The sequence below is a fragment of the Exiguobacterium sp. s183 genome, from assembly GCF_018617655.1.
Classification (GTDB): Bacteria; Bacillota; Bacilli; order Exiguobacteriales; family Exiguobacteriaceae; genus Exiguobacterium; species Exiguobacterium aestuarii_A.
Window position 1 is genome coordinate 873744 of sequence record NZ_JACSKN010000001.1, and the last position, 24499, is coordinate 898242.

Annotated in this window: 20 protein-coding genes; all 20 read right to left on the reverse strand. The window is 48.5% G+C overall.

The window, feature by feature from the left end; translation table 11 throughout:
- Positions 1-87 precede the first annotated feature (87 nt).
- On the reverse strand, positions 88-741 hold the full coding sequence (locus KNP62_RS04680) for a M15 family metallopeptidase (RefSeq protein WP_214783702.1): 654 nt from the start codon (positions 739-741) through the stop codon (positions 88-90).
- Positions 738-1991, reverse strand: coding sequence for a lipid II:glycine glycyltransferase FemX (locus KNP62_RS04685; protein WP_214783705.1), 1254 nt, complete (start codon positions 1989-1991; stop codon positions 738-740). The genes KNP62_RS04680 and KNP62_RS04685 overlap by 4 nt, the downstream gene beginning before the upstream one ends.
- A gap of 3 nt (positions 1992-1994) precedes the next feature.
- A complete protein-coding gene (locus tag KNP62_RS04690; RefSeq protein ID WP_251125571.1) occupies positions 1995-3455 on the reverse strand; it encodes a UDP-N-acetylmuramoyl-L-alanyl-D-glutamate--2,6-diaminopimelate ligase in 1461 nt (486 codons plus the stop codon).
- A gap of 84 nt (positions 3456-3539) precedes the next feature.
- A complete protein-coding gene (locus KNP62_RS04695; RefSeq protein ID WP_214783708.1) occupies positions 3540-4757 on the reverse strand; it encodes a M16 family metallopeptidase in 1218 nt (405 codons plus the stop codon).
- A 51-nt stretch (positions 4758-4808) separates the two neighbouring features.
- Positions 4809-7025 (reverse strand): polyribonucleotide nucleotidyltransferase, encoded by a 2217-nt coding sequence (gene pnp / locus KNP62_RS04700; protein WP_214783711.1) that lies wholly within the window; start codon positions 7023-7025, stop codon positions 4809-4811.
- Positions 7026-7155: 130 nt separating this feature from the next.
- The gene (rpsO, locus tag KNP62_RS04705; protein WP_074034662.1) at positions 7156-7425 is read right to left on the reverse strand and encodes a 30S ribosomal protein S15; all 270 of its coding nucleotides are present in this window, start codon (positions 7423-7425) and stop codon (positions 7156-7158) included.
- 124 nt (positions 7426-7549) lie between these two features.
- Positions 7550-8476: a bifunctional riboflavin kinase/FAD synthetase gene (locus KNP62_RS04710; RefSeq protein ID WP_214783713.1), complete on the reverse strand. Its 927-nt coding sequence runs from the start codon at positions 8474-8476 to the stop codon at positions 7550-7552.
- A gap of 16 nt (positions 8477-8492) precedes the next feature.
- Entirely contained in the window at positions 8493-9407 is a 915-nt protein-coding gene (gene truB / locus KNP62_RS04715; RefSeq protein ID WP_251125572.1) for a tRNA pseudouridine(55) synthase TruB, read from the reverse strand.
- Positions 9408-9449: 42 nt separating this feature from the next.
- Positions 9450-9797, reverse strand: coding sequence for a 30S ribosome-binding factor RbfA (gene rbfA, locus KNP62_RS04720; protein WP_015881430.1), 348 nt, complete (start codon positions 9795-9797; stop codon positions 9450-9452).
- An 18-nt stretch (positions 9798-9815) separates the two neighbouring features.
- Complete coding sequence (gene infB / locus KNP62_RS04725; protein ID WP_214691844.1) at positions 9816-12017, reverse strand: translation initiation factor IF-2; 2202 nt, start codon at positions 12015-12017, stop codon at positions 9816-9818.
- A gap of 21 nt (positions 12018-12038) precedes the next feature.
- Positions 12039-12335 (reverse strand): YlxQ family RNA-binding protein, encoded by a 297-nt coding sequence (locus KNP62_RS04730; RefSeq protein WP_015881428.1) that lies wholly within the window; start codon positions 12333-12335, stop codon positions 12039-12041.
- A complete protein-coding gene (gene rnpM / locus KNP62_RS04735; RefSeq protein ID WP_198930016.1) occupies positions 12332-12607 on the reverse strand; it encodes an RNase P modulator RnpM in 276 nt (91 codons plus the stop codon). Before rnpM ends, KNP62_RS04730 begins: the two co-directional genes overlap by 4 nt.
- Positions 12604-13767, reverse strand: a complete 1164-nt coding sequence (gene nusA, locus KNP62_RS04740) for a transcription termination factor NusA (RefSeq protein WP_214691843.1) — start codon at positions 13765-13767, stop codon at positions 12604-12606. The genes rnpM and nusA overlap by 4 nt, the downstream gene beginning before the upstream one ends.
- 14 nt (positions 13768-13781) lie before the next feature.
- Positions 13782-14252, reverse strand: coding sequence for a ribosome maturation factor RimP (rimP, locus tag KNP62_RS04745; protein WP_015881425.1), 471 nt, complete (start codon positions 14250-14252; stop codon positions 13782-13784).
- 119 nt (positions 14253-14371) lie between these two features.
- On the reverse strand, positions 14372-18664 hold the full coding sequence (locus tag KNP62_RS04750) for a PolC-type DNA polymerase III (protein ID WP_214783719.1): 4293 nt from the start codon (positions 18662-18664) through the stop codon (positions 14372-14374).
- A 74-nt stretch (positions 18665-18738) separates the two neighbouring features.
- Positions 18739-20439 (reverse strand): proline--tRNA ligase, encoded by a 1701-nt coding sequence (locus KNP62_RS04755; protein WP_214783722.1) that lies wholly within the window; start codon positions 20437-20439, stop codon positions 18739-18741.
- Between the two features lie 32 nt (positions 20440-20471).
- Positions 20472-21722: an RIP metalloprotease RseP gene (gene rseP, locus KNP62_RS04760; protein WP_214783725.1), complete on the reverse strand. Its 1251-nt coding sequence runs from the start codon at positions 21720-21722 to the stop codon at positions 20472-20474.
- Positions 21723-21725: 3 nt separating this feature from the next.
- Complete coding sequence (dxr, locus tag KNP62_RS04765; RefSeq protein WP_214745431.1) at positions 21726-22883, reverse strand: 1-deoxy-D-xylulose-5-phosphate reductoisomerase; 1158 nt, start codon at positions 22881-22883, stop codon at positions 21726-21728.
- A gap of 14 nt (positions 22884-22897) precedes the next feature.
- A complete protein-coding gene (locus KNP62_RS04770; RefSeq protein ID WP_214783728.1) occupies positions 22898-23695 on the reverse strand; it encodes a phosphatidate cytidylyltransferase in 798 nt (265 codons plus the stop codon).
- A gap of 1 nt (position 23696) precedes the next feature.
- Complete coding sequence (locus KNP62_RS04775) at positions 23697-24434, reverse strand: undecaprenyl pyrophosphate synthase (protein WP_074034673.1); 738 nt, start codon at positions 24432-24434, stop codon at positions 23697-23699.
- Positions 24435-24499 lie beyond the last annotated feature (65 nt).

Consider the following 24499-nt stretch of genomic DNA (forward strand, 5'->3'; position numbering starts at 1 on the left):
AACCTCCTAAATGTTTCATATTCTGTTTCGTCCCTTATCGCTACTGAATATTGTATCGGAAAACGGCTTCATTGCCAACATTTCCGTTCAATCTAGTAGAGGTTTTAGTGTATCGGCAAGCGGTGCGACCGCTTCTTTGTCCGGGCGTTTCCCTGCGACGAGTTGTCGGATGGACAAGCCAAAGTCCATCTGGAGGTGCGGATAGTCAGGGAATGAGTTCCAGTCCCCACCCCATTCAAAACCAAGCGCCTTTCCTAATTCTCCGAGCTCTTGCCAATCTGGTACATCGTTACGATTACGGTCCGTACTTAAATCGTAGTCCGTTTTGTTGTCATGGATGATGACAAAGTCGACTGCAAGTCCATAATTATGATAGCTCTGACCCGCTTTTGCATTCGTCACGACTTGTCCAGGTTCAGACCGACCTTGCGCATATAATGCGTTCTGTTCTTTTGCTGAACGATATCCTGACGTCAATCGTACTTCGAGACCGAGACAAGAATGAGCCAATCGCACAAAGGTCGCTCCCCGTTCCGCAACTTGCGGATGAAGGCGGTCGAAATCAATATTGGTTCTTGCCAAAATTGTACTTTCTGCCTCAAGGTCCCGCACACACATGTCCGCTTCAAACGTCGGCTCATCCACCCATGGTACAGGTTGAGGTTGCATATAAAAGTAAGCCAGCACAATCCCAATCAAGAAGGCGACCATCGCGAGTGATAATACGCCGGTCCACCTCATCTTCTTAACCGTTTACGCAGCCCTTTTAGGATTGGCAATCCTTTTTCAAGTGCGATATAGAGTGGACGATTCAAGACGAGGTCGAACTCTCCGACTTTCTCAATCATGTCACTCCCCCATCCGGACTTGAAGGCATAGAGACCCGCGTATTCATCATCTGGGTCTGTGCTGCCTGAGACACCGCCGAAGTCATATCGTTCGGCTCCGCTCTCTTTCGCCGCTTGCATCATCGTCCACTGCATCAAATGGTTCGGCATGAATTCACGGAACTCATTCGATGAGGCACCATATAAGTAATACGACCGTCGTCCCGCAAGTGTCAATAGCCCACCTGACAACACGAGTCCATCCGGATAAGTCTTGTCCAGTTCGATGAGCTCAGGTAACGCCTGCTCAGCTTTTTGAATTTGAGCCACCGTCTGTTCTTTACGGTTAAGAAGGCTTGTCCGTTTCTTTTCGACCGTCTCCTTCTCTAAACCACGTTCAATCTTTTCCAACTCTTTTTTTGCTTTTTCAAGCGTCGCTTGTTGCTGATCGAGCGCAATTTTCGGTTCGAGCTTTGTCAAAAAGAGTCGTGCATCGTTCGGTTGGAGACAATCATACAGATTTTCAAAATAATCGAGACCTCGAATGGCAAACCCATCACGTTCTCCCGTCACTTTCATGAGGTCGGCAAACGTTTTTAATCCGTCTCGCCCGACTTCTTTACAGACGATACCTTTCTTCTCCGCTAACCGGACGTTATAACGGAATTTATGATGGAATTTCGCAAAGATTTCTTTTTCACTCGGTCGTAAATCTGTCTCCATCGTGAAACGAGGTTGCGCATAGTCAAAGCCACCCCCGTACCCTTTATGATGAAATCCGACGGCTTCCATTTCCGTTAAGAGGCCCGGGATCTCATCGCGGTCGATGTTTGGATCGATTTTGACGACAATCGCCTTGTGATTTGCAGCGACTCGCTTCGTTTCTTTTACAAGTGCCTGGAGAGACGCCACGTCATCATAATCCACTACAAATCCGCGTGGGGCATAACATAACGTATATGGTAATTTCGGCACGCGCTTAAATAACAGTAACGCCGCACCGGTCGTTAAACCGTCACGGGCAACCGCAACGCGCTCAGACGTCCATCCGTTCTGTCGTTTTACATCTCCCCAACTTGATAGTTGTAATAAATCACCACGATCATGTGCTTTGACGAAGTCGTCATGTTCTTTTTCTGTCAACGTAACTGGTTGTACTGCCATAAATCATGCTTCCTCCGTATTCAAAATGGTCGCTCGGGCAATCGCCTCTTCGTCGAGTGGCAATTTCTCATTTCCGATAATTTGATATTTTTCATGCCCTTTTCCTGCTAACACGATGATATTATCTGGTTTGGCTAAACTTGCCGCGTAACGGACTGCTTCTTCCCGGTCGCCGATTTCCACATAGTTGTCATGTGTCATTCCGGCCGCAATTCCTTTTGTAATCGATTCATATGCTTCGAAACGCGGGTCGTCCGTTGTAATAATGACTGTCCCAGCGTAAGTCGATGCCATCTCACCCATTGCCGGACGTTTTGTCACGTCACGGTTTCCGCCCGTACCGATTAAAAAGACAATTTTCTCTTTCGGTACACCGACGAGCGATTTCAAACATTGTTCAATGCCGTCGGGTGTATGGGCATAGTCTGCGTATACGTTGTATCCAGGCACGTCTAGGCGCTGCATGCGTCCTTTGGCTGGATGAATCATTTCAATCGCTCTAGCGATTTGTTCTAATGAGTATCCTGCTGCGAGGAGGCAACCTGTCGCAAGCAACAAATTATACACGTTGAAACGACCGATAAACTGTACGGTCACCGGTAGGCGTTTGCCTTGATAGTTCAACACAAAGCTCGTTTGAGACAACGTCTGTTCAATCTCTGACGCCATCAAATCGGCCGTTGTGTCGATTCCGTATGTCAACACTTTAGCACCTGTCATCGTCTCATAGAGAGCGCTCTGTGCATCATCCGCATTCAAGACGGCAACCTTCCCACGTGATGCCATTTGACCGAGTTGAGCGAACAACAATCCCTTTGCACGGGCGTAATTTTCAAACGTTCCATGAAAATCGAGATGATCGTGCGTCAAATTCGTAAATCCGACGATATCAAAATCCGTACCGATGACACGCCCGAGCTCAAGACCGTGTGAAGAGACTTCCATCATGACGTCCGTCACACCTTCATCACGCATTTGTGCCAGTAGTTGTTGCAGTTCTGAGCTTTGCGGTGTCGTATTCTTGCTCGGTACGACCTTGTCATTGATTCGTACCTCGACGGTGCCGATCAGGCCAGTGGAGTGTCCGAGGACGTCTAGGACATCCCGTAAAATCGTGGTCGTCGTCGTTTTACCATTCGTTCCAGTGATTCCAAACAGTCGCATCTGTTCAGAAGGATACGCATAAAACGCCGAAGCCAAAAGACCGATTGAACGAGAACTATCGCGCACAATCAAGTTTGGAACGGAAAGTTCGAGCGGTCGTTCACTGACAACCGCTACTGCCCCTCGTTCCACTGCTTGAGCCGCATATTCATGTCCATCGACCGTATAGCCTTTAATGGCGACAAACAACGTTCCCGGGACTACTTCCCGAGAATCGGTTGTCACGTGAGTCACCACGATGCCTTCAAGATTTGGTTGGTTAATGAGTTGTATCGTCTTCACTAAATCCGTTAAGTTCAAGTCTTTCCCTTCTTTCACCTGTATCCTATCCAAACTAAAGAATACCTCTTAATCAGTGTAGAGAACTTACAATTCGGTTTCAAGTCACGCTTCGTTTGGGAGGACGTATGACTTCGCTGGCTGATGTGTCAACACTTCACGAATCAACGCATTGACCTCATCACGCTTGATTTTCTCCACTTTTTGAATCACTTGTTCAATCGGCTCCACTTCATCAAGTAGTAACAAGTTCCGACCATTCCGATTCATCCGAGCGCTCGAGCTTTCATTCCCGAGAACGAGCGAACCTTTCAATTGGCGTTTCCCTTTCTCGACTTCTTCATCCGTCAATCCTTCTTCGAACAAACGCTTCAATTCTCTTTCTAGAATGACTTCGACTTGATTCAACGTGTCTGGAGATGTTCCAACATAGATTGTAAACGTCCCATGATCGGTAAACGTCGTATAGTATGAGTAAACCGAGTAGGCCAATCCTTCTTCTTCACGAATCGATTGAAATAACCGTGAGGACATCGTTGCACCGATGGCGTTGTTCATCAGTGCCAAGTGCGGTAAACGATCATCCGTTGCCGAGATGGCTTCATAGTTCCAACAGAGATGTGCTTGCTCTGTCTCCTTACGTTTCGTCAACGTATCATGGAACAGTTCTGGTTGATTGAGTTCTTTCGACGATTCCCTAGAAGGGATGTTGGCAAACCTACGCTTCACTGCCTCCATCAACTCTTCAGAGACATGTCCTGCGATGGAGACGACGATTTCTTCTGCCACGTACCGTTCTTGTAAATAATCGACGAGTTGGTCGCGTGTCAATCGATTGACGCTCTCCTCCGTTCCAAGGATTGGTTGTGCGAGGATATCGTCACGATATGCCGCAACTGCCAATAGCTCATGTACGAGATCTTCAGGTGTATCCTCATACATTTTGATTTCTTCCACGACGACACGTTTCTCTTTTTCGAGTTCTGTCTCATCGAGTACCGAATCAAACAACATGTCCGTCAAGACGTCGAGCGCCATGACCGCATGCTCGTCGAGCGTCTTCACGTAAAAACAAGTATGGTCTTTTGAGGTGAAGGCGTTGACGCTTCCACCAAGCTCATCGAAAAAGGAAGCGATTTCTTTCGCGTTTTTCGTCGATGTTCCTTTAAATAACATATGTTCAATCAAATGACTGATTCCGATGTTTTCAAATGACTCTGTTCGTGTCCCAGCTTTAATAAAGACACCTGTTGACGTACTGCGAGAACCTTCAATCGGTTCGATGATGACGCGGATACCATTTTGTAGTGTCATCCATTCCATATTCTCACTCCTATGAAAAAGGCCATCGCACCAAGACGATGGCCAGAATAATTAATTTGTCGAGCGCGGTGGACGACGGTCCCCGTCACGACGTGGCGGACGGCCTTCACGAGGTGGACGGCTTTCACGTGCAGCCTTCCGTTTCGCTTCATACGCTTCACGCTCTTCAGGAGATAAGCCTTCTAAGATGAGCGCTTTATGCGACGCGTTGACACGACCTTTATCATCGATTTCCGTGACTTTGACTTGAATCGTATCACCGAGCTTCACAACGTCTTCAACGTTTGCGACACGCTCGAGACTGAATTCAGAAACGTGTACGAGTGCATCTTTTCCTTTGAAGAGTTCGACGAACGCGCCGAACTTCTCGATGCGGCGTACCGTTGCATCAAATACTTCGCCGACGACGACTTCGCGAACGATGTCCCCGATCATCTTCATGGCAAGATCAATGCCTTCTTGGTCTGTCGAGGCGATGAACACCGTACCATCTTGTTCGATGTCAATCTTGACGCCTGTTTGGTCGATGATGCTGTTGATCATCTTACCACCTGGTCCAATCACATCACGGATCTTATCCGGATTGATTGTCATCGTCACGATTTTCGGTGCATATTTCGACAATTGTGTACGTGGTGTGTCTAATGTTTCAAGCATATGGTCAAGGATGTGTAGACGACCGACACGTGCCTGCTCAAGCGCTTTTTCTAAGATTTCACGCGTGATTCCAGCAATCTTGATATCCATTTGAAGGGCTGTAATCCCATCTTTCGTTCCGGCAACTTTGAAGTCCATGTCGCCGAGGTGGTCTTCGAGACCTTGAATATCTGTCAAGACCGTGTAGTGCTCCCCTTCCATGATGAGGCCCATGGCAATCCCAGCGACCGGCGCTTTGATTGGTACACCTGCATCCATCAAGGCAAGCGTCGAGCCACAGATTGAAGCTTGTGAACTTGAACCGTTTGATTCAAGTACTTCCGAGACGAGACGAATCGTATACGGGAAGTCTGCTTCTTTTGGAATGATTGGCAAGAGTGCGCGCTCACCGAGTGCCCCGTGACCAATCTCACGACGACCTGGTGCACGGACTGGACGTGCTTCTCCGACCGAGAACGGTGGGAAGTTGTAGTGGTGCATGAAGCGCTTGTTCTCTTCTAAGCCGATTCCGTCGATGATTTGCGCATCGCCGATGACACCGAGTGTTGCGACCGACATGACTTGTGTTTGACCACGTGTGAAGAGACCGACACCGTGTGCGCGTGGAAGCAATCCGACTTCTGATGCGAGCGGACGGATGACATCTGGGCGACGACCGTCTGGACGGACTTTGTCGACCGTGATCAAGCGACGGACTTCATCTTTGACGAATTTGTTCAAGATGCCCGAAACTTCACCAAGTTTCGACGGCTCATCAGCAAAGCGCTCTTCATACATCGTCACGTATTTCGCAATCACTTCGTTGATTGCTTCATCGCGGGCATGTTTTTCTTCCACTTGAACCGCTTCAACGATTTCAGGACGAGCTGCTTCAAGCTCTGCTGTGAGTGCCTCATCGTATTTCGAGACCGTATATTCAAACTTCGGTTTGCCGACTGCATCAACAATCTCTTGTTGGAACGCAATCAAACGCTTGATCTCTTCATGTCCAAATAAGATCGACTCAAGCATGACATCTTCTGGTACTTCATTCGCGCCAGCTTCAACCATGTTGATGGCAGTCGATGTACCTGCAACTTGAAGCTCAAGATCCGTTTTCTCCATTTGAGCTGTCGTTGGGTTGACGACGAATTCGCCATCAACACGTCCGACCGTCACACCTGCGATTGGACCATCGAACGGTACATCTGAGATCGAAAGTGCGATTGACGTTCCGAGCATTCCCGCCATCTCCGCCGAGCAATCTGGATCGTTCGACATGACATAAATCATGACTTGAATGTCATGACGGAATCCATCTGGGAAAAGTGGACGAATCGGACGGTCGATGAGACGTGATGTCAAAATCGCATTTTCCCCCGGACGTCCTTCACGGCGAAGGAATCCTCCTGGAATTTTACCTACCGAGTAAAGTTTCTCCTCATAGTTGACCGTCAATGGGAAAAAGTCTAAATCTTTTGGTGCTTTTGAAGCCGTTACTGTCGCAAGGACGACCGTGTCACCATAGCGAACGAGCGCCGAGCCATTTGCTTGCTTCGCAAGTTGACCGACCTCTACAGACAATGGGCGTCCGCCCCACTCTGTAGAGAATACTTGTTTCGTACCTAACATGTACATTCTCCTCTCAAACCTTATCTAGTTTATTATGTAACTCTATCTTACGAATGTCTAATCATTTTCCTCTTAACAAACAAGAAACGGACTAGGACGTTGTCCCAGCCCGTTAAACAGTCTCGATCGATTAACGACGGAGACCGAGGCGTTGAATCAATTCACGGTAGCGCGTAACGTCCTTGTTACGAAGGTACGTAAGCAAGTTACGACGACGTCCAACCATTTTCAAGAGACCGCGACGTGAGTGGTGGTCTTTCTTGTGTGTACGAAGGTGAGCGTTCAATGTGTTGATTTGTTCAGTCAACACTGCCACTTGTACTTCCGGTGAACCAGTGTCACCTTGTTTAGTCGCGTATTCCGCGATAATTTCGTTTTTACGTTCTTTTGAGAGTGCCATTGCCTCTCCACCTCCATTTAATTAAAAATTGCCGCGTTGCCGAGCCGGCGTTGGTGAATCGACCAGCCAAGCGAAACGGTGTACTTTGCGTACTTGACAAGGATAGCGTAACCGCAACCGAAAGTCAAGATAGGATTGAGCGTGCCGATACCTCATCCTGTTTCAGTTGAGCGACCAATGCATCTAACCCATCGAACGCTCGCTCGTTACGAATATACTGAACCCACTCGATTTCGATCACTTGCCCGTACAAATCCTCCGAAAAGTCAAAGAGATGGCTTTCGACAGAGACTGCTCCCGTCTCATAAAACGTCGGACGACGCCCAACGTTGGTCATCGCCTCGAACGTCCGACCATCAGGGAGCGTGACACGTGTCGCATACACGCCGAGTCGTGGCATGACGTATGAGGCGTCCATCAACACGTTTGCTGTCGGGAACCCGATTGTACGCCCTCTCGCATCTCCGTGAATGACTTCACCGCAGATGACATAAGGGGCACCGAGTAACTCTTGAGCCGCGTCAACGTAGCCTTCAGCCAATAATTTACGAATTCGCGTCGATGAAACCTTCTCTCCATCCATCGTCTGTTCTGTAACAATGGACGTCGTGAACTGATCGCGAGAATGGTATGGGAGTGTCTCCATCGTCCCTTCACCGAACTTGCCGTACGAGTAATCAAATCCTGCCGTCACGTGTACGGCTCCAGCAGCAATCAAATAATCGTCGACAAACTGTTGAGGAGATAATCCAGCCAACTCTTTCGTAAAGGTCAAGACGAGACATCGCTCGACCCCGAGCGCTTCGATTCGTTTCAATTTTCGGGATAGCGGTGTGATATAACGGACCGCGTCGGGTTTGTTTGAGAGTACTTGTTTCGGGTGTGGGTCGAACGTGACGACCGTCACCGGAAGGTTATGCTCCGCTGCAACACGCTTCGCATGATTGATCACGGCTTGATGCCCTTTATGAACACCGTCAAAAAAACCGAGTACCATGACCGATGGATACAGGTCAGGCGTTTCTGGATAGGTGAGATGTCTTGTTTCCATACTGTCAATTTCCCCCTTAGTCGATGGCCAGCATGACCTCGACTGTAGCGTCTGTCGTTCCATCTTGTCTTCGATATAAAGCAAGAGGGATTCCTTCTTCATTATAGACAGTAAATAACTCAAATTCGAGCGAAACGCCGTTCAGCTTGCCACCATTCCGAATATACCGTTCTCGATTCTTTGGAATCGTGATGGCTGGCCAACGTTTGATGACCTCTTCGAGTGGGATGACATGCGCCAATCGTTCTTCGACCGTCTCTAATGCCTGTAACTGTTCGAGGGATACAGCGTTCGCTTCTTCGAATGAGCCGGAACTCGTGCGTCTCAGCTCGCTCATATGAGCAGGGTAACCGAGTTTCTCCCCGATTTGTACGGCGAGCGTACGAATGTACGTCCCTTTTCCGCAATCGATTTCCATTTGGAAACGACATACTCCTTCTTCAAACGTTAACTCGCTCGTCCGCTCCAGACGGTGAATCTCGACCATCCGACGGGGGCGTTCCACGGTTTGACCTTTGCGGGCGTACTCATATAGTTTCTTCCCATTGACCTTGACCGCTGAATAATAAGGTGGAATCTGTTCAATCGTTCCGATCAATTGCTGCATCGCTTCATCAATCTGTGACTCGACCAACTCATTCGGTGTGACTGTCTTCTGTTCTACGACCTCGCCATGAGCGTCCTCGGTCATAGTGGCCGTCCCGATTGTCACCTCGGCCACGTAACGCTTGCCCTCATCCGTGATAAAACGAGATAACTTCGTGGCCCGTCCTAAACAAATTGGTAATACGCCTGTCACTTCCGGGTCAAGCGTGCCCGTATGACCCACTTTTTTCGTTTGAAACAACTTTCGTAACTTGAACACGCAGTCATGACTCGTCATGCCTCGGTCCTTATCGAGTACAAGCACTCCGTTCGGTTCCAACTTCATCCCTCCATACAAAAAAGGGAGAACGATGTCTCCCCTTTCAAATTATTGGTCTTTGTTCAAATCACGAATCAATGAATCGATATGGCTACCATATGCGACCGAAGAATCGTATTCAAACGAGATTTCTGGTGTTTTACGAAGACGGATGCGGTTCCCGATTTCGCGACGGATAAATCCTTTCGCTTTGTCGAGACCTGCTTGCGTTTCTGCTTTCACATCTTCCTCATCACCGAGCACGGTATAGTAGACCGTTGCTTGTTGTAAGTCCCCTGTCACATCAACGCTCGTAATTGTAGCGTTCTTTGTCCGTGGGTCACTCACTTCCCGTAACAAGACATCTGTAATCTCTTTACGCATTTGCTCGGCAACACGTTGGGCACGAATTTTCATACGTGATCCCTCCTCACATTATTTCCGTTCGACTTCTTTCATGACGAACGCTTCAATAACATCTTCTACTTTAATGTCATCAAATTTTTCTACTTTAATCCCACACTCATAACCAGTCGCAACTTCTTTTACGTCATCTTTGAAGCGGCGAAGCGTATCGAGCTTGCCTTCATATACGACGATTCCGTTACGAATGACACGGACACCCGCATCACGTGTGATTTTACCTTCAGTCACATAACAACCTGCAATCGTACCGACTTTCGATACTTTGAAGACGTCACGGACTTCGACTTGACCAGTGATTTCTTCGACAAACTCAGGGTCAAGCATCCCTTTCATCGCGCTCTCGATTTCTTCGATCGCGTTGTAGATGATGCGGTGGAGACGCATTTCAACATTTTCCTGTTCAGCCATCGAACGGGCGTTACCGTCAGGACGTACGTTGAAACCGATGATGACGGCGTTCGCAGCTGATGCGAGAATGACGTCACCTTCTGTGATGGCACCGACACCTTGGTGAACGATGTTAACTTTGACGCCTTCGACATCAATCTTGCGAAGTGAACCAGCCAATGCTTCAGCCGAACCTTGTACGTCTGCTTTAATGATGACGTTCAAGTCTTTCACTTCACCTTCTTGAATACGGCTGAACAAATCGTCAAGGCTGACTTTCGCTGATTCACGGCGTTGTGACTCGAGGTAACGTTGGTAACGTTTTTCCCCGATTGCACGTGCTTTCTTCTCATCTTCAAACACGATGAACTGATCACCGGCTTGTGGGACATCGTTCAAACCTGTGATTTCAATCGGTGTAGATGGACCGACTTGTTTCACACGACGACCGATGTCGTTGACCATTGCACGGACGCGACCGAACGTGCTACCGACAACGATTGGGTCACCGATACGAAGCGTACCGTGTTGAACGAGAAGCGTTGCAACAGGTCCACGACCTTTGTCGAGTTTTGCTTCGATGACTGATCCACGAGCTGGCATGTCTGGCGTCGACTTGTATTCTTCGACTTCAGATACGAGAAGAATCATCTCGAGCAACTCATCGATTCCTTCACCTTTAATCGCAGAAATCGGAACGAAAATCGTTTCGCCGCCCCACTCTTCCGGAATGAGACCGAACTCAGTCAACTCTTGTTTGACACGGTCAGGGTTTGCCCCTTCTTTGTCCATTTTGTTGACTGCAACGATGATTGGAACGTTCGCTGCTTTCGCGTGCGAGATCGCTTCCTCTGTTTGTGGCATGACGCCATCGTCAGCCGCAACGACGATGATGGCGATATCTGTCACTTCCGCACCACGTGCACGCATCGTTGTGAACGCCGCGTGACCTGGCGTATCGAGGAATGTGATTTTCTTGTCGTTTACAGACACTTGGTACGCACCGATATGTTGCGTGATCCCACCCGCTTCTCCTGCAACGACTTTCGTGTTACGAATTGAGTCAAGGAGTGTCGTTTTACCGTGGTCGACGTGACCCATGATTGTAACGACCGCTGGGCGCTCTTCAAGGTCATATTGTGAGAAGTCAATCTCAACTGTTTCGAAGTCTGTCTCATCGACGACGACTTCTTTTTCTACTTCAAAACCAAACTCTGAAGCGAGCAATTCGATTGTTTCGTCATCGAGTGTCTGGTTGATTGTCGCCATCACACCAAGACCCATCAACTTCATGATGATTTCGTTTGGCTTTTTGTTCATTTTCTCTGCGAGGTCAGAGACACTGAGCACATCCTCATACTTGATGACGTTCCCCATCTCTGCTTCTTGAGCGAGACGAGCCGCTTTACGCTGACTTGTCTTCGAATTTGGATCGGCTTCTTGTGGCACAGCCGCTTTTACCGGCTTGCCTTTACCTTTCCCTTTTCCACGTTTTTTATTGCGTGGATCGTTGTTGCGGTTGTCGTTACGATTTTGACCACCGCGGTTGTTTTGACCGCCACGGTTTTGTTGCGTCGCTTGCGGACGTGACTGTTCTTTTTTCTCTTGTTTCGGCTCGTTCGAAGTTGAAGTCGCTTTCGCTTCAGCTTGCTTCTCAGCACGATATTTTTCTGGATTGAACACACGGTCCAACTGTTTGACTGTCTCATCATCGAGGACGGCCATGTGGTTTTTCACCGGTTTGTTCAATTTTTCTAGTTGAGTAATGACTTGCTTACTCGTTACATTCTGTTCTTTTGCAAATTCATAGACGCGTTTTCCCAAAGCATCCACCTCCGTTAATAGTTAAGAGAGAAGTTGCTTAAGCTTGTTCGCAAATCCGGATTCTGTCACCGATACGACGACACGCATATCTTTACCGAGTGCAGCACCGATTGTATAGCGATCGCTCACTTCAATCAGCGGCACTTGATAAGATGCACATTTGTCGGTGACTCGTTTTTTCGTCGAGGCACCTGCATCTCCGGCTAGAATGACGAGCTTGGCACGACCCGCTCGCACATCCTTTAATACAAACTCTTCTCCCATCGTTACTTTCCTTGCTCGAGCGGCAAGGCCTAACAATGATTCCCACTGACTCATGATTCGTCACCTGCGACAGCTTTCAACTGCTCATACAAGTCATCGCTCGTTTTCACTTTCAAATGATGATCGAGTGTCCGTTTTTTCTCTGCTTGACGAACAACATCGATATCTTTTGATAAGTAGGCACCGCGACCGTTCACTTTACCCGTCTGATCGATGACCACGTCACCTTCAGGCGTTCGAACGACACGAATCAATTCTTTCTTCGGGAGCATTTCTTGTGTGACCACACACTTACGCAAAGGAAGTTTCTTTTGCTTCATGGTCATTCCTCTTCTTTCACCACAGCTGTTTCAACTGAAGCATCTGATAAGTCTTGTTCAACTTCATTTTGAACAATTTCTGGTTCTGATTCAACTTTTTCAGCGAACGTATCGAACAAATCGAGTGCTTCCGCATCTGTCTCGCTCTTAATGTCGATTTTCCAACCAGTCAATTTCGCTGCAAGACGAGCGTTTTGACCACGTTTTCCAATCGCGAGTGACAATTGGTAGTCCGGTACGACGACTGTCGTCGACTTCGCAGGCTCATTGACATAGACGGCAACGACTTGCGCCGGGCTGAGCGCGTTTCGAACGAACTCTTTCGGGTCTTCAGACCAACGAACGATATCAATCTTCTCACCGTTCAACTCATCGACGATTGTTTGGACACGTTGTCCTTTCGGTCCGACACATGCGCCGACCGGATCAACGATATCCGAGTGCACAGCAATTTTCGAACGGTCACCCGCTTCACGCGATACAGACATGACATCGACTGTTCCGTTTGAAATCTCAGGCACTTCGAGTTCGAACAAACGGCGCAAAAGTCCTGGATGCGTACGCGACACTTGAATCGCAGCACCTGAACCTTTTGTCGTCGAATCAACTTTCGTCACGTATACCTTGATTCGGTCATGAATCTGATACGACTCATTCGGCATTTGTTCGTTCGGAGTAAGGACTGCTTCGATGTTGTTCTCAAGACCGATATACAAGTTGCGCGGGTCAAAACGCTCCACAATCCCTGTCATGATCTCGTCTTCTTTATCTGCGAAGTGGTTGTAGATGCGTTCACGCTCCGCTTCACGCATCTTCTGCGTCACGACTTGTTTCGCCGTCATCGCTGCGACACGTCCGAAATCACTTGGTGTGACTTCTTCTTTATGGAAATCACCGAGCTCATAGTTCGGGTCGATTTCATGTGCTTCCTCAAGCGAGAGCTGTTGGTCTGGTTGTGTGAGACGTTCGACGACTTCTAAAAGTGCATAGACACGAATGTCTCCTGTCACCTGGTCGAATTCGACTTTCACATGCTCGTTCGGGTTCGCGACGTTTCGGCGATATGCAGAAATGAGCGCTTGTTCGAGAGCGTCGATAATAATATTTTTGTCAATTCCTTTTTCTTTGGCAATCTGATCGATTGTAGTGAGTAATTGTGGACCCATCTTCTTCCCTCTCCTTAACTAAACGTGACCGCTAAGCGGGCTTGTGCAATTTTGTCTACCGGTAGCGATACCGCTTTTTTTCTCGTCTTGATGCGTGTCTCGATCACGACCGTTTCCCCATCATATGCCGTCAAAATTCCTTCAAACTCTTTGGCACCATCGATCGGAGCGAACGTTTTCATGTAGACGTTTTTGCCTACAGCACGTTCGAAATCACTCGGCTTTTTCAGCGGACGCTCCGCACCAGGACTCGAGACATCAAGATAATAAGCCTGTTCAATCGGATCGGTTTCGTTCAGTTTTTCCGAGAGTTGTTCATTGATATTGACGCAATCGTCTAAATCGACGCCCCCTGGTTTATCGATATAAACGCGCAAGAACCAGTCTGGACCTTCTTTTACGAATTCCACATCGACCAATTCCATGTTTTCTCGTTCGACGATTGGCAACGCAATCGATTCAACGACTTCTGTTATTTTGGACACTCTCATCCCTCCTTCTGGCTTTTACATACAAGAAAGGAGTAGGGTTCCCTACTCCTTTCCGTCGTAGTATCCAACTTTGTTCGATACCAATATATCATATTTTCCCGACAAATCGCAACTTACACCCCAAAATCAAAGAATGAGAGTTGGTTCTCATCAGGCAAGCCTTCAAGACATTTCATCGTATCAAGTGTCTCGATGACCGTTTTCGATAACTTCGCTCGTTTGCGTAAATCTTCTTTCGAAAGGAACTGTCCTTCCTCCCTCGCTTCGACAATCGCTTTTGCCGCATTCGTTCCGAGCCCATCGACCGCATTGAACGGAGGAATCAACGTATTGTCCTCAATCAAGAACTCTGTCGCGCTTGAACGATACAAGTCGATGTTTTGGAACTTCATGCCCCGCTCAAGCATCTCAAGGGCAAGTTCGAGGACCGTATGCAATCCTTTATCTTTCGCTGTCGCGTCGAAACCTTTTTCCCGAATATCCGACATCGCTTTACGGACGGCCTGAGGACCTTTGATCATTGCAGATAAGTCAAAGTCTCCGGCGCGCACGGTGAAGTAGGTCGCATAGTACAGGATAGGATGATGCACTTTGAAATACGCGATACGAACGGCCATCAAGACGTATGCCGTCGCGTGCGCTTTCGGGAACATGTATTTGATCTTCTTACAAGAAGAGATATACCATTCCGGCACGTCGTTCTCTCGCATCTCTGACTCCATCTCGTCTGTGAGACCTTTTCCTTTACGGACGGACTCCATGATTTTGAAGGCGAACGATGGTTCAAGCCCTGCGTAAATCAAGTAGACCATGATGTCATCACGACAACCGATAACGTCTTTCAGTTCACACGTCCCGTTATAAATCAGTTCGTTCGCGTTCCCAAGCCACACATCCGTCCCGTGAGACAGACCTGAAATCTGAACGAGCTCCGAGAACGTGGACGGTTTCGTCTCTTCAAGCATCTGACGGACGAACTTCGTCCCAAACTCAGGAATCCCGAGTGTGCCGGTTTTCGACTCGATCTGTTCCGGTGTCACTCCGAGTACTTCTGGCGAGGAGAAAATTTTCATGACGGTCGGATCGTCTGTCGGAATCGTTTTCGGATCAATCCCTGATAAGTCTTGGAGCATCCGAATGACGGTCGGGTCATCGTGCCCGAGAATATCGAGCTTCAATAAGTTGTCATGGATGGAATGGAAGTCGAAGTGTGTCGTCTTCCATTCAGACGAGTTGTCATCCGCCGGATATTGAATCGGTGAGATGTCCGCGATGTCCATATAGTCAGGGACAACGATGATTCCACCCGGGTGCTGCCCCGTCGTCCGTTTCACGCCGGTGACCCCGGAGACGAGACGATCGACCTCAGCGTTTCGATAAATCTTGTCGTTCTCGGTCGCATATCCTTTCACGTACCCATATGCCGTCTTATCCGCAATCGTTCCGATCGTGCCGGCACGATATACATATTCTTCTCCGAACAACACCTTTGTATAGGCGTGGGCATGCGGTTGATATTCACCCGAGAAGTTCAAATCGATATCTGGCACTTTGTCCCCTTTGAATCCGAGGAACGTTTCGAACGGAATATCATGTCCATCTTTTGTATACCACGTGCCACATTCCGGACACTCTTTGTCCGGTAAGTCATATCCAGAACCGACAGATCCGTCGTTGAAAAAGTGCGAATGTTGACAGTTTGGACATACGTAGTGCGGCGGTAGCGGGTTGACCTCGGTGATCTCTGTCATCGTTGCGACGAGACTAGATCCGACCGACCCACGCGACCCGACCAAGTACCCGTCGTCTAGAGATTTCTTAACAAGTTTATGTGAGATCAAGTAAATGACCGCGAATCCATGACCGATGATTGACTTCAATTCTTTTTCTAGTCGCGCCTCCACAATCTCAGGAAGCTCGTCCCCATAAATCGAACGGGCCATGTCGTAGCTCATATTCCGAACCTCGTCATCCGCGCCTTCAATTTTCGGCGTATATAAGTCATCCGGAATGATTTGGATCGATTCGATTTGATCGGCGATCGCATTCGGGTTCGTGATGACAATATCACGTGCCAAGTCGTCACCTAGAAACTTGAATTCTTCCATCATTTCCTTCGTCGTCCGGAAGTGGGCATGTGGCAACTCTTTACGTGTATTGATGAAGTTCGCCCCACCTTGGGTACGAATCAAGATCTCACGATACGAACGGTCGGACCGATCTAAATAGTGCACATTTCCGGTCGCACATACCGGCAACTCGGCTTTCTCCGCGACACGGATGATTCGTTTGATGATTTCACGGAGCTCCATCTCATTCGCGACAATTTCTTTATCGATCAAATGGTGATAGAGCGCCGGCGGGTGAATCTCGATAAAGTCATAAAACGACATCATCTTCTCGAGCTCATCATCCGACTTGTTCAAAGCAGCGTCAAAAATCTCACCATTGTCACAAGCCGAACCAATCAATAGCCCTTCACGACGTTTCACGAGCTCTGAACGTGGCATCCGTGCCATCCGATATAAATAATCGATATGAGAGAGTGAAATGAGTTCATATAAATGACGAAGTCCTGGCTTTTTATTTTTCGCATAAATCGTCGCATGAAACGGACGAATCTTCGACACGTCACTCCCGACTTTGGCGTTCAACGAGCGATGCGTCGTCATCTCAAACATCTGTTTGGCGAGGTCGAGAAGTTTCATCAACAAATACGCTGTCGCTTCCGCGTCATAAATCGCACGGTGATGCTGAGTCAATTCGATATCGAATCGCTTCGCAAGCGTGTTTAGTCGGTGATTCTTCAAGGTCGGCATCAATGTACGAGCCAGCTCGAGTGTATCGATGACCGGGTAATCATCCGGTTCATGACCTCCGCTCCGAAGTGTCGCCTCGAGGAAGCCCATGTCGAACGATGCGTTATGGGCGACGAGGATACTGTCACCACACCATTCGACGAACTGTTTCGTGATGACTTCTGGGTCAGGTTGTCCTTGAACCATGTCATCCGTGATTCCCGTCAACTCGATCGTCGTCGCCGACAACGCATGTTTCGGGTCAGCGAACGCCTCAAAGCGGTCGATGATCTCCCCATCCTTGATTTTGACACCAGCGAGCTCGATGATTTTATTGTAGACGGCAGAAAGTCCCGTCGTCTCGACGTCAAAGACGACATATGTCGCATCATCTAATGACACATCACTTGGATGATATGCGACCGGAACGCCATCATTGACGACGTTCGCCTCGACTCCGTACAACACTTTGATGTCGTTTTTCTTCCCGGCATAATACGCTTCCGGGAACGCTTGGACACCAGCATGATCGGTAATCGCAATCGCACGATGTCCCCACTTAGCAGCACGCGCGACGAGAGCGGACACGTTCGTGACTGCGTCCATTTGACTCATCTGTGTATGTGCGTGGAGTTCGACCCGCTTCTCACCTTCCCACTCATCTCGGGGTGGCTCGACTTTCACTTCTTGGAGTTGCGACGCCATCATGCATAGTTCACGCATGAACGAATCATCCTCGACTCGTCCTGCCGTTTGAATCCACATGCCCTTCTTGACGGCACTGAGCATCCGGTCGTCATCGTCATCGCGCGCAAACACTTTCACGATGAGCGAATCCGTATAATCCGTCATTTTGAAAGTGAATAGCTTTTTCCCACTCTTCAGCTCTTTTCGCTCCGCAGAGAAGACGAGACCACGAATCGCGACGCGGCGCTCTTCTTCGATGATCGTCTTGATTGGGACAATCTCATCTTTGATGAGCGCACCCATCCGAATCTCTGTGATGGGCTCGTCATTCGTTTCCGTCGCTTTAGCGAATTGTGCCGCAAGCGCCATTTTCGCTTGCTCGATATCTTCTTGTACCACTTGTTCACGTAAAGCCTGACTGGCTTCGGCGTCTTCAGAAAAGTGTGCCTGACACGGTTTTTTCGTGAACCCATAAGCGCTATAGAGCGCTTGGACTTCTTGACAGAGCTCTTTGTCCACATAGCTCGCCTCAGGTCCGGACCGTACCGGGATCAACAATTTATTCTGTTCAAATCGCGGTGAGACCGATCCGAAATAGCTTCGCATCGCTCCGGACACTTGACTCAACTCACTGACGATTCGTGGCCAGTAATCGATATAGTCCTGCTCGCTCCCACCTTTTGCTGTCGAGAACCGCGCGTACACTTCGTCAGCGAACGTCGCGTACCGATTTTCTAACCGACTCATGAACAATTGATGGACGTCGTACGGTAAGACTGTCGGAAATGTAAAATAAAACGTCCACGTACGTCGTTTTTTATTGACGACGAGTCGTGAGAGTTCCGCTTCGTCGAACAGGTCTGTCTCAGTCGTGATCCCAAGATCACTTAATAATAGTTGCATCTTTTGATTTGCTTCCACGGGTCCGTCTTTCCCCCTTTATGCCAATTCGACAAATGAAGGTGACCGCTTACGCTGTCACCTTCATCCATTAATTAATGAACTTCGCTAAATTTTGAAGTGATGACTTGTTTCAATTCGTCGATTGAAGTTTCAATCACTTCGCCTGTGGCACGTACTTTTACTTCAACGATTCCTTCACCGGCTTTTTTCCCGACGTTGACACGAATCGGAAGACCAATCAAGTCTGCATCGGCAAATTTGACGCCCGCTCGTTCTTTTCGATCATCGAACAAGACATCGTACGTTTGGCCGAGCTCTTCATAAAGACGATTTGCAAGTTCAACTTGCGCCTCATCTTTCGTGTTGATTGCAATCAAATGAAGATCGAACGGCGCCACGTTTCGTGGCCAGATGATTCCACGATCGTCATGATGTTGTTCGACGATGGCAGAAAGTGTCCGTGACACACCGATTCCATAGCAACCCATGATGAGTGGTTCAGCACGACCTTCTTCGTTTAAGAATGTCGCTCCCATCGCCTCTGAATAACGTGTCCCAAGTTTGAAGACTTGTCCGACTTCGATTCCGCGAGCGAAACGAACAGGACCCGACTCGTCAGGTGCTAAATCGCCTTCGACGACGAAACGTAAATCATGATAAGTCAATTCTCCTAAGTCACGTTCGGCATTTACGCCTGTGTAGTGCGTGTTTGCTTCGTTCGCTCCACAAACAGCGTCCACGAGATACTTGACCGCATAGTCGGCAACGACTTTAACTGGCGCATGGATTGGTCCGAGCGTACCTGGTGCACACTTGAACAACTCGACGATTTTTTCCTCATCTTCGAGTTGAATATCGAGTCCACCGAGTGCGTTCTTCACTTTGACCTCGTTCGCTTCGTGGTCGCCACGGACGATTGCCATCACCGTCTCTCCATCCACATTGAATAGGACGGATTTGATGGTCGTCTTTGGATCGACGTTCAAGAATTTCGCCACATCTTCAATCGTGCGATTTTCTTCCGTGTCCACTTTTTCGAGAGGACGTACGTCAGCTTGTTGCATCTCATAACGGTCGAGTGTTTCTGCCATTTCAATGTTCGCCGCATAGTTCGATGAATCGGTATAAACAATTGTGTCTTCACCGATATCAGCGAGCGCTTGGAATTCGTGCGTATCTTTCCCGCCGATTGCTCCAGAGTCTGCGACGACCGGACGATACTTAAGACCTGTACGGTCGAAGATGCGTGAGTACGCGTTATACATGTTTGTATATTCTTCATCTAAGTCTTCTTGTGTCGCGTGGAATGAATATGCATCCTTCATCAAGAACTCACGTCCGCGAAGCAATCCAAAGCGCGGACGACGCTCGTCGCGATACTTCGTTTGAATCTGATACAAGTTCATCGGAAGTTTTTTATACGAGTTGAGCTCATCTCGGACGATTGACGTAATCAATTCTTCGTGTGTCGCACCGAGTGCGAAGCGACGGTCATGGCGGTCAGTCAAGCGCATCAACTCCGGACCATAAATGCCCCATCGTCCCGTCTCTTCCCAAAGTTCTGCCGGTTGGATGGCAGGCATCAATAACTCTTGTGCACCCGCACGATTCATCTCTTCACGGATGATTGTTTGGATGTTGTGTAACACTTTATGTCCGAGTGGAAGATAAGAATAGATTCCTGCCGCATTTTGACGGATGAATCCTCCACGGACGAGAAGTTGGTGGCTGACCGCTTCCGCGTCAGCCGGTACTTCTCTCAATGTAGGCATGAGCAATCTAGATTGTTTCATACAGTTCAACGTTTCCCTTCTCTACAAACAGCTTATTTAAAGAATGATTGAATGTCGTTCCAAGTGACAATCAACATTAAAATCATCAATAAAGCGAACCCGATAAAGTGGACGAATCCTTCCTTTTTCGGATCAATCGGACGCCCTCGCACCGCTTCGAATAAGAGGAAAATCAAACGTCCTCCATCCAAAGCCGGAAGTGGGAGCAAGTTGAAGATAGCGAGGTTGACGGAAAGGAGCGCTGTCCAGTTCAACAACATGATCAAGCCGCTCGCTGCCACTTCGTCAGTCATCCGTACGATTCCAACAGGTCCTGCCAATTGATCTACACCAACTTGTCCCGTCACTAAATCACCGACGGCTGAGAAGATGAGGGTGGACATCGTCCACGTCGTCTCAGCACCTGTCGTCACGGCTTTGACCGGTGAACGCTCTAATGCGTTCGTGACACCTAGAATCCCGACCGTTTCGCCATTTTGTTCAACCGCTTGTGGTGTGACGGTGACGGTCTCCTCCTCACCATCACGGACGTACGTGACATCCGTTGGCGTATCGGCGCGGTCAGCTAGAGCCGTGCGCAAGTCGAGCCAATCCGTGACTGGTTCGCCTTCAATCGAAACGATTTCATCTCCACTCATCAACCCTGCCTCATCAGCGGCTGAATCAGGTTGAACGGTACCGATTTGACCATCGTTCGTCGGCGTTCCTTGAACGAGGCCAACGATAATGAGCAAGATGAACGCTAAGACAAAATTCATCGCTGGACCGGCTGCAATCGCCAAGACCCGTTTCCATACCGATTGGGCACCGAACGTGCGATCATACGGTGCGATTTGAATTTCCATCCCTTGGTCGACAAGAAGTGTATCCCGTTCTAACGAATAGACACGTACTTCCTCATCGATGAGGAGCTGTACTTTTAATTCATGCGTCGCGTCAAATTTATCGACGGTACCGACGACTTGAACATCCGTAGCGGTGTCCGGCTGAAAGTAGACCCGATCCACTGTGCCTTGTTCGGTTAAACGAAGTCCCACGTGTTGACCTGCACGTACTTCAATCGGTTCGAAATCTTCCCCAGCCATTTTGACATAGCCACCGATTGGTAAGAGACGGATGGTATAGAGCGTTTCATTTTTACGGAATGAAACAATTTTCGGACCGAATCCGATTGCAAACTCGTGACAGAGAATGCCTGCCCGTTTCGCCATGACGAGGTGTCCCCATTCGTGTACCGAAATGAGAACCCCGAACATCAGGACGATGGCGATAAAAGTCGTCATGATTTATTCCCCACCTTCAATTCCTTGCTGAATCTGTTGACGTACTGCTTGGTCTACTTCTAGAATTTGTGCGAGCGTCGGTTCGGCAATCACTTCATGTTGAGCCATCGCCTCTTCAACGAGTCGTTCAATTTCTAAGAACGTGATCTGACCGTTTAGGAACAGGTCCACTGCCATCTCATTGGCCGCATTCAGGACTGTCGGCATGGAGCCGCCGATTCTTCCTGCTTCAAACGCTAACCGAAGTGCCGGATAACGGTTGAAATCAGCCTCTTGAAAATGTAGCTTACCGATTTCTTTCAAGTTTAACCGCTTATTCCCCTCAATTTCAAGCCGCTTCGGTTCCGAAAGCGCATAGAGAATCGGTCCCCGCATATCCGGGTTTCCGAGTTGTGCCATCACGGCTGCATCTTTAAATTCGACCATCGAGTGAATAATCGATTCACGATGCAAGATGACTTCAATATCATTATAATCGATATCGAACAGCCAGTGTGCCTCGATCACCTCGAGCCCTTTATTAAACATTGTCGCAGAGTCGATTGTGATCTTCGCCCCCATCGACCAGTTCGGATGATTCAATGCATCTTCAACCGTCACGTCGGCTAATTCTTCCCGCGAACGGTCACGGAAGCTTCCGCCAGACGCTGTTAAAATAATTTTTGAAACATCTTCTCTTCGTTCCCCATTCAAACATTGGTAGATGGCAGAATGCTCGCTATCGACCGGTAAAAGTTTAACTCCATGTTCTTTCACGGCCGCCTTGACGAGGTGCCCTGCCGTAACGAGTGTTTCTTTGTTGGCGAGTGCAATATCTTTTCCTGCTTGAATCGCAGCAAGCGTCGGCTCGAGACCGACCGCTCCCACGACTGCTGTCACGACGATATCCGCGCGTTCTGCCGTCGCACACTCTTTGAGACCTTCAGGACCGATGAAATATAGAGGTTCATATGTAAGGCGCGGCTTCAATTGTTCAAGTACCTCGATACTTGTCGCCGACACATATTTTGGTCTAAGTCGATTGATCCATTCCGTGGCAACATCGACGTTCGTGCCGAACGCATACGCCTCTAATTCAAACAGGTCGGGGTGCTGTTCGATGACGTCACATGTCTGCACGCCAATCGAACCTGTCGCCCCAATTAAGCTAATTCGCTTCATCTCGACACTCCTTCTTATAGCAGATTAAACACCCAAATGACGGTAAAGACCGCAATCATACTGTCGAACCGGTCAAGGATTCCTCCGTGGCCAGGTAAGAGATGACCTGAATCTTTTACTCCGAACTGACGTTTATAAGCGGATTGTACCAAATCACCGAGCTGTCCGACGACGGCAACGACAATGGCTAAAATAATCACTTCTAATACCGGTAAGATCGGATCGATCCAGACGAAGATGATACCGAGTACAATGGCCGATACAATTCCGCCGATTGCCCCTTCAATCGTCTTATTCGGGCTAATTGAGGGCCATAATTTTGCCTTCCCGAACGCTTTCCCAGTGAAATAGGCTCCAGAATCCGTCGCCCAAATCATAAACAAGATGAGCAACACTTTCGACAACCCGTCGTCAGACAGGCGTACGAGTGCGAAACTTGAGAAACCGACGACCAAGTAGACAGCGGATACAAAATAGAACCCAGCATCTTCATACGTGAATCGATTTTTTGTGACGACTGTCCAAAACAGTAATAACACAAGCCCTAATACGAGCCACTGTTCAATCGTGAACGGCATCTCGCCCGTGACGATTCGCGTTTCCAGTAACAACAAGACGAACGGGAAAGCAACGAGGAGCGATGTCACTAAAAATGGGAACGCCAACAGCTTATGTTTTCGCATCAACGTGAATTCGCTCAATCCAATGAGGGCGAGAATCCCCATTAAAGAAACAAAGGCGTTACCACCGAGTGCGATGACGGTAATAAAGATTGCGCCCGCCCATAGGCCTGTAATAATTCGTGTCTTCATGTTACACCCCACCAAAACGTCGCGTGCGCGCGTTGTAAGATTCAATCGCTTCTACAAAATGCTCACGCTTAAATTCCGGCCACAATACTTCTGTGAAGTGGAGTTCAGCATATGCGCTTTGCCAAAGTAAAAAGTTTGACAGTCGTTGTTCACCGCTTGTACGAATGATGAGATCCACATCTTGAACGTGAGTCATGAGTCGTTCACCGATTAACTGATCATCCACGGCGTCTGGTACTAGCATACCAGACCGTACATCCTCGGCAATGCTACGCATCGCTTGGACAAGTTCATCCCGACCACCATAGTTGAGTGCGAAGACGAGTTTCAAACCTGTATTTGTAGCGGTCCGTTCTCTCGCCTGATCGACAGCCTCCCGCGTCTCGCGTGGAAGCTTCGTCGTGTCCCCAGCGACGAGCACCTGAACATTTTGTTCATGAAGTTCTTTCAAATCGGTCTCTAAAAATTGTTTCGGCAACTTCATCAAGAACGAGACTTCCTCTTCCGGACGAGTCCAGTTTTCCGTAGAAAACGCGTAAAGCGTCAGTGATTGAATCCCGAGTTCTTGCGCTGTCCGAACCGCTTCACGGATTGACTTCATCCCTTCTCGGTGACCCATGATGCGAGGGAGACCACGTTTTTTGGCCCAACGTCCATTTCCATCCATGATGATGGCTACGTGCTCAGGAACACTTAATTCTGCCTCGATTTTTGTTTTAGGATTCACCCATTTAAACATTCTGTTATCCTCCTGATTGTATGAAAGAAGGACCCTCTCAGAAAAAGGGTCCCCACACAGCTTTT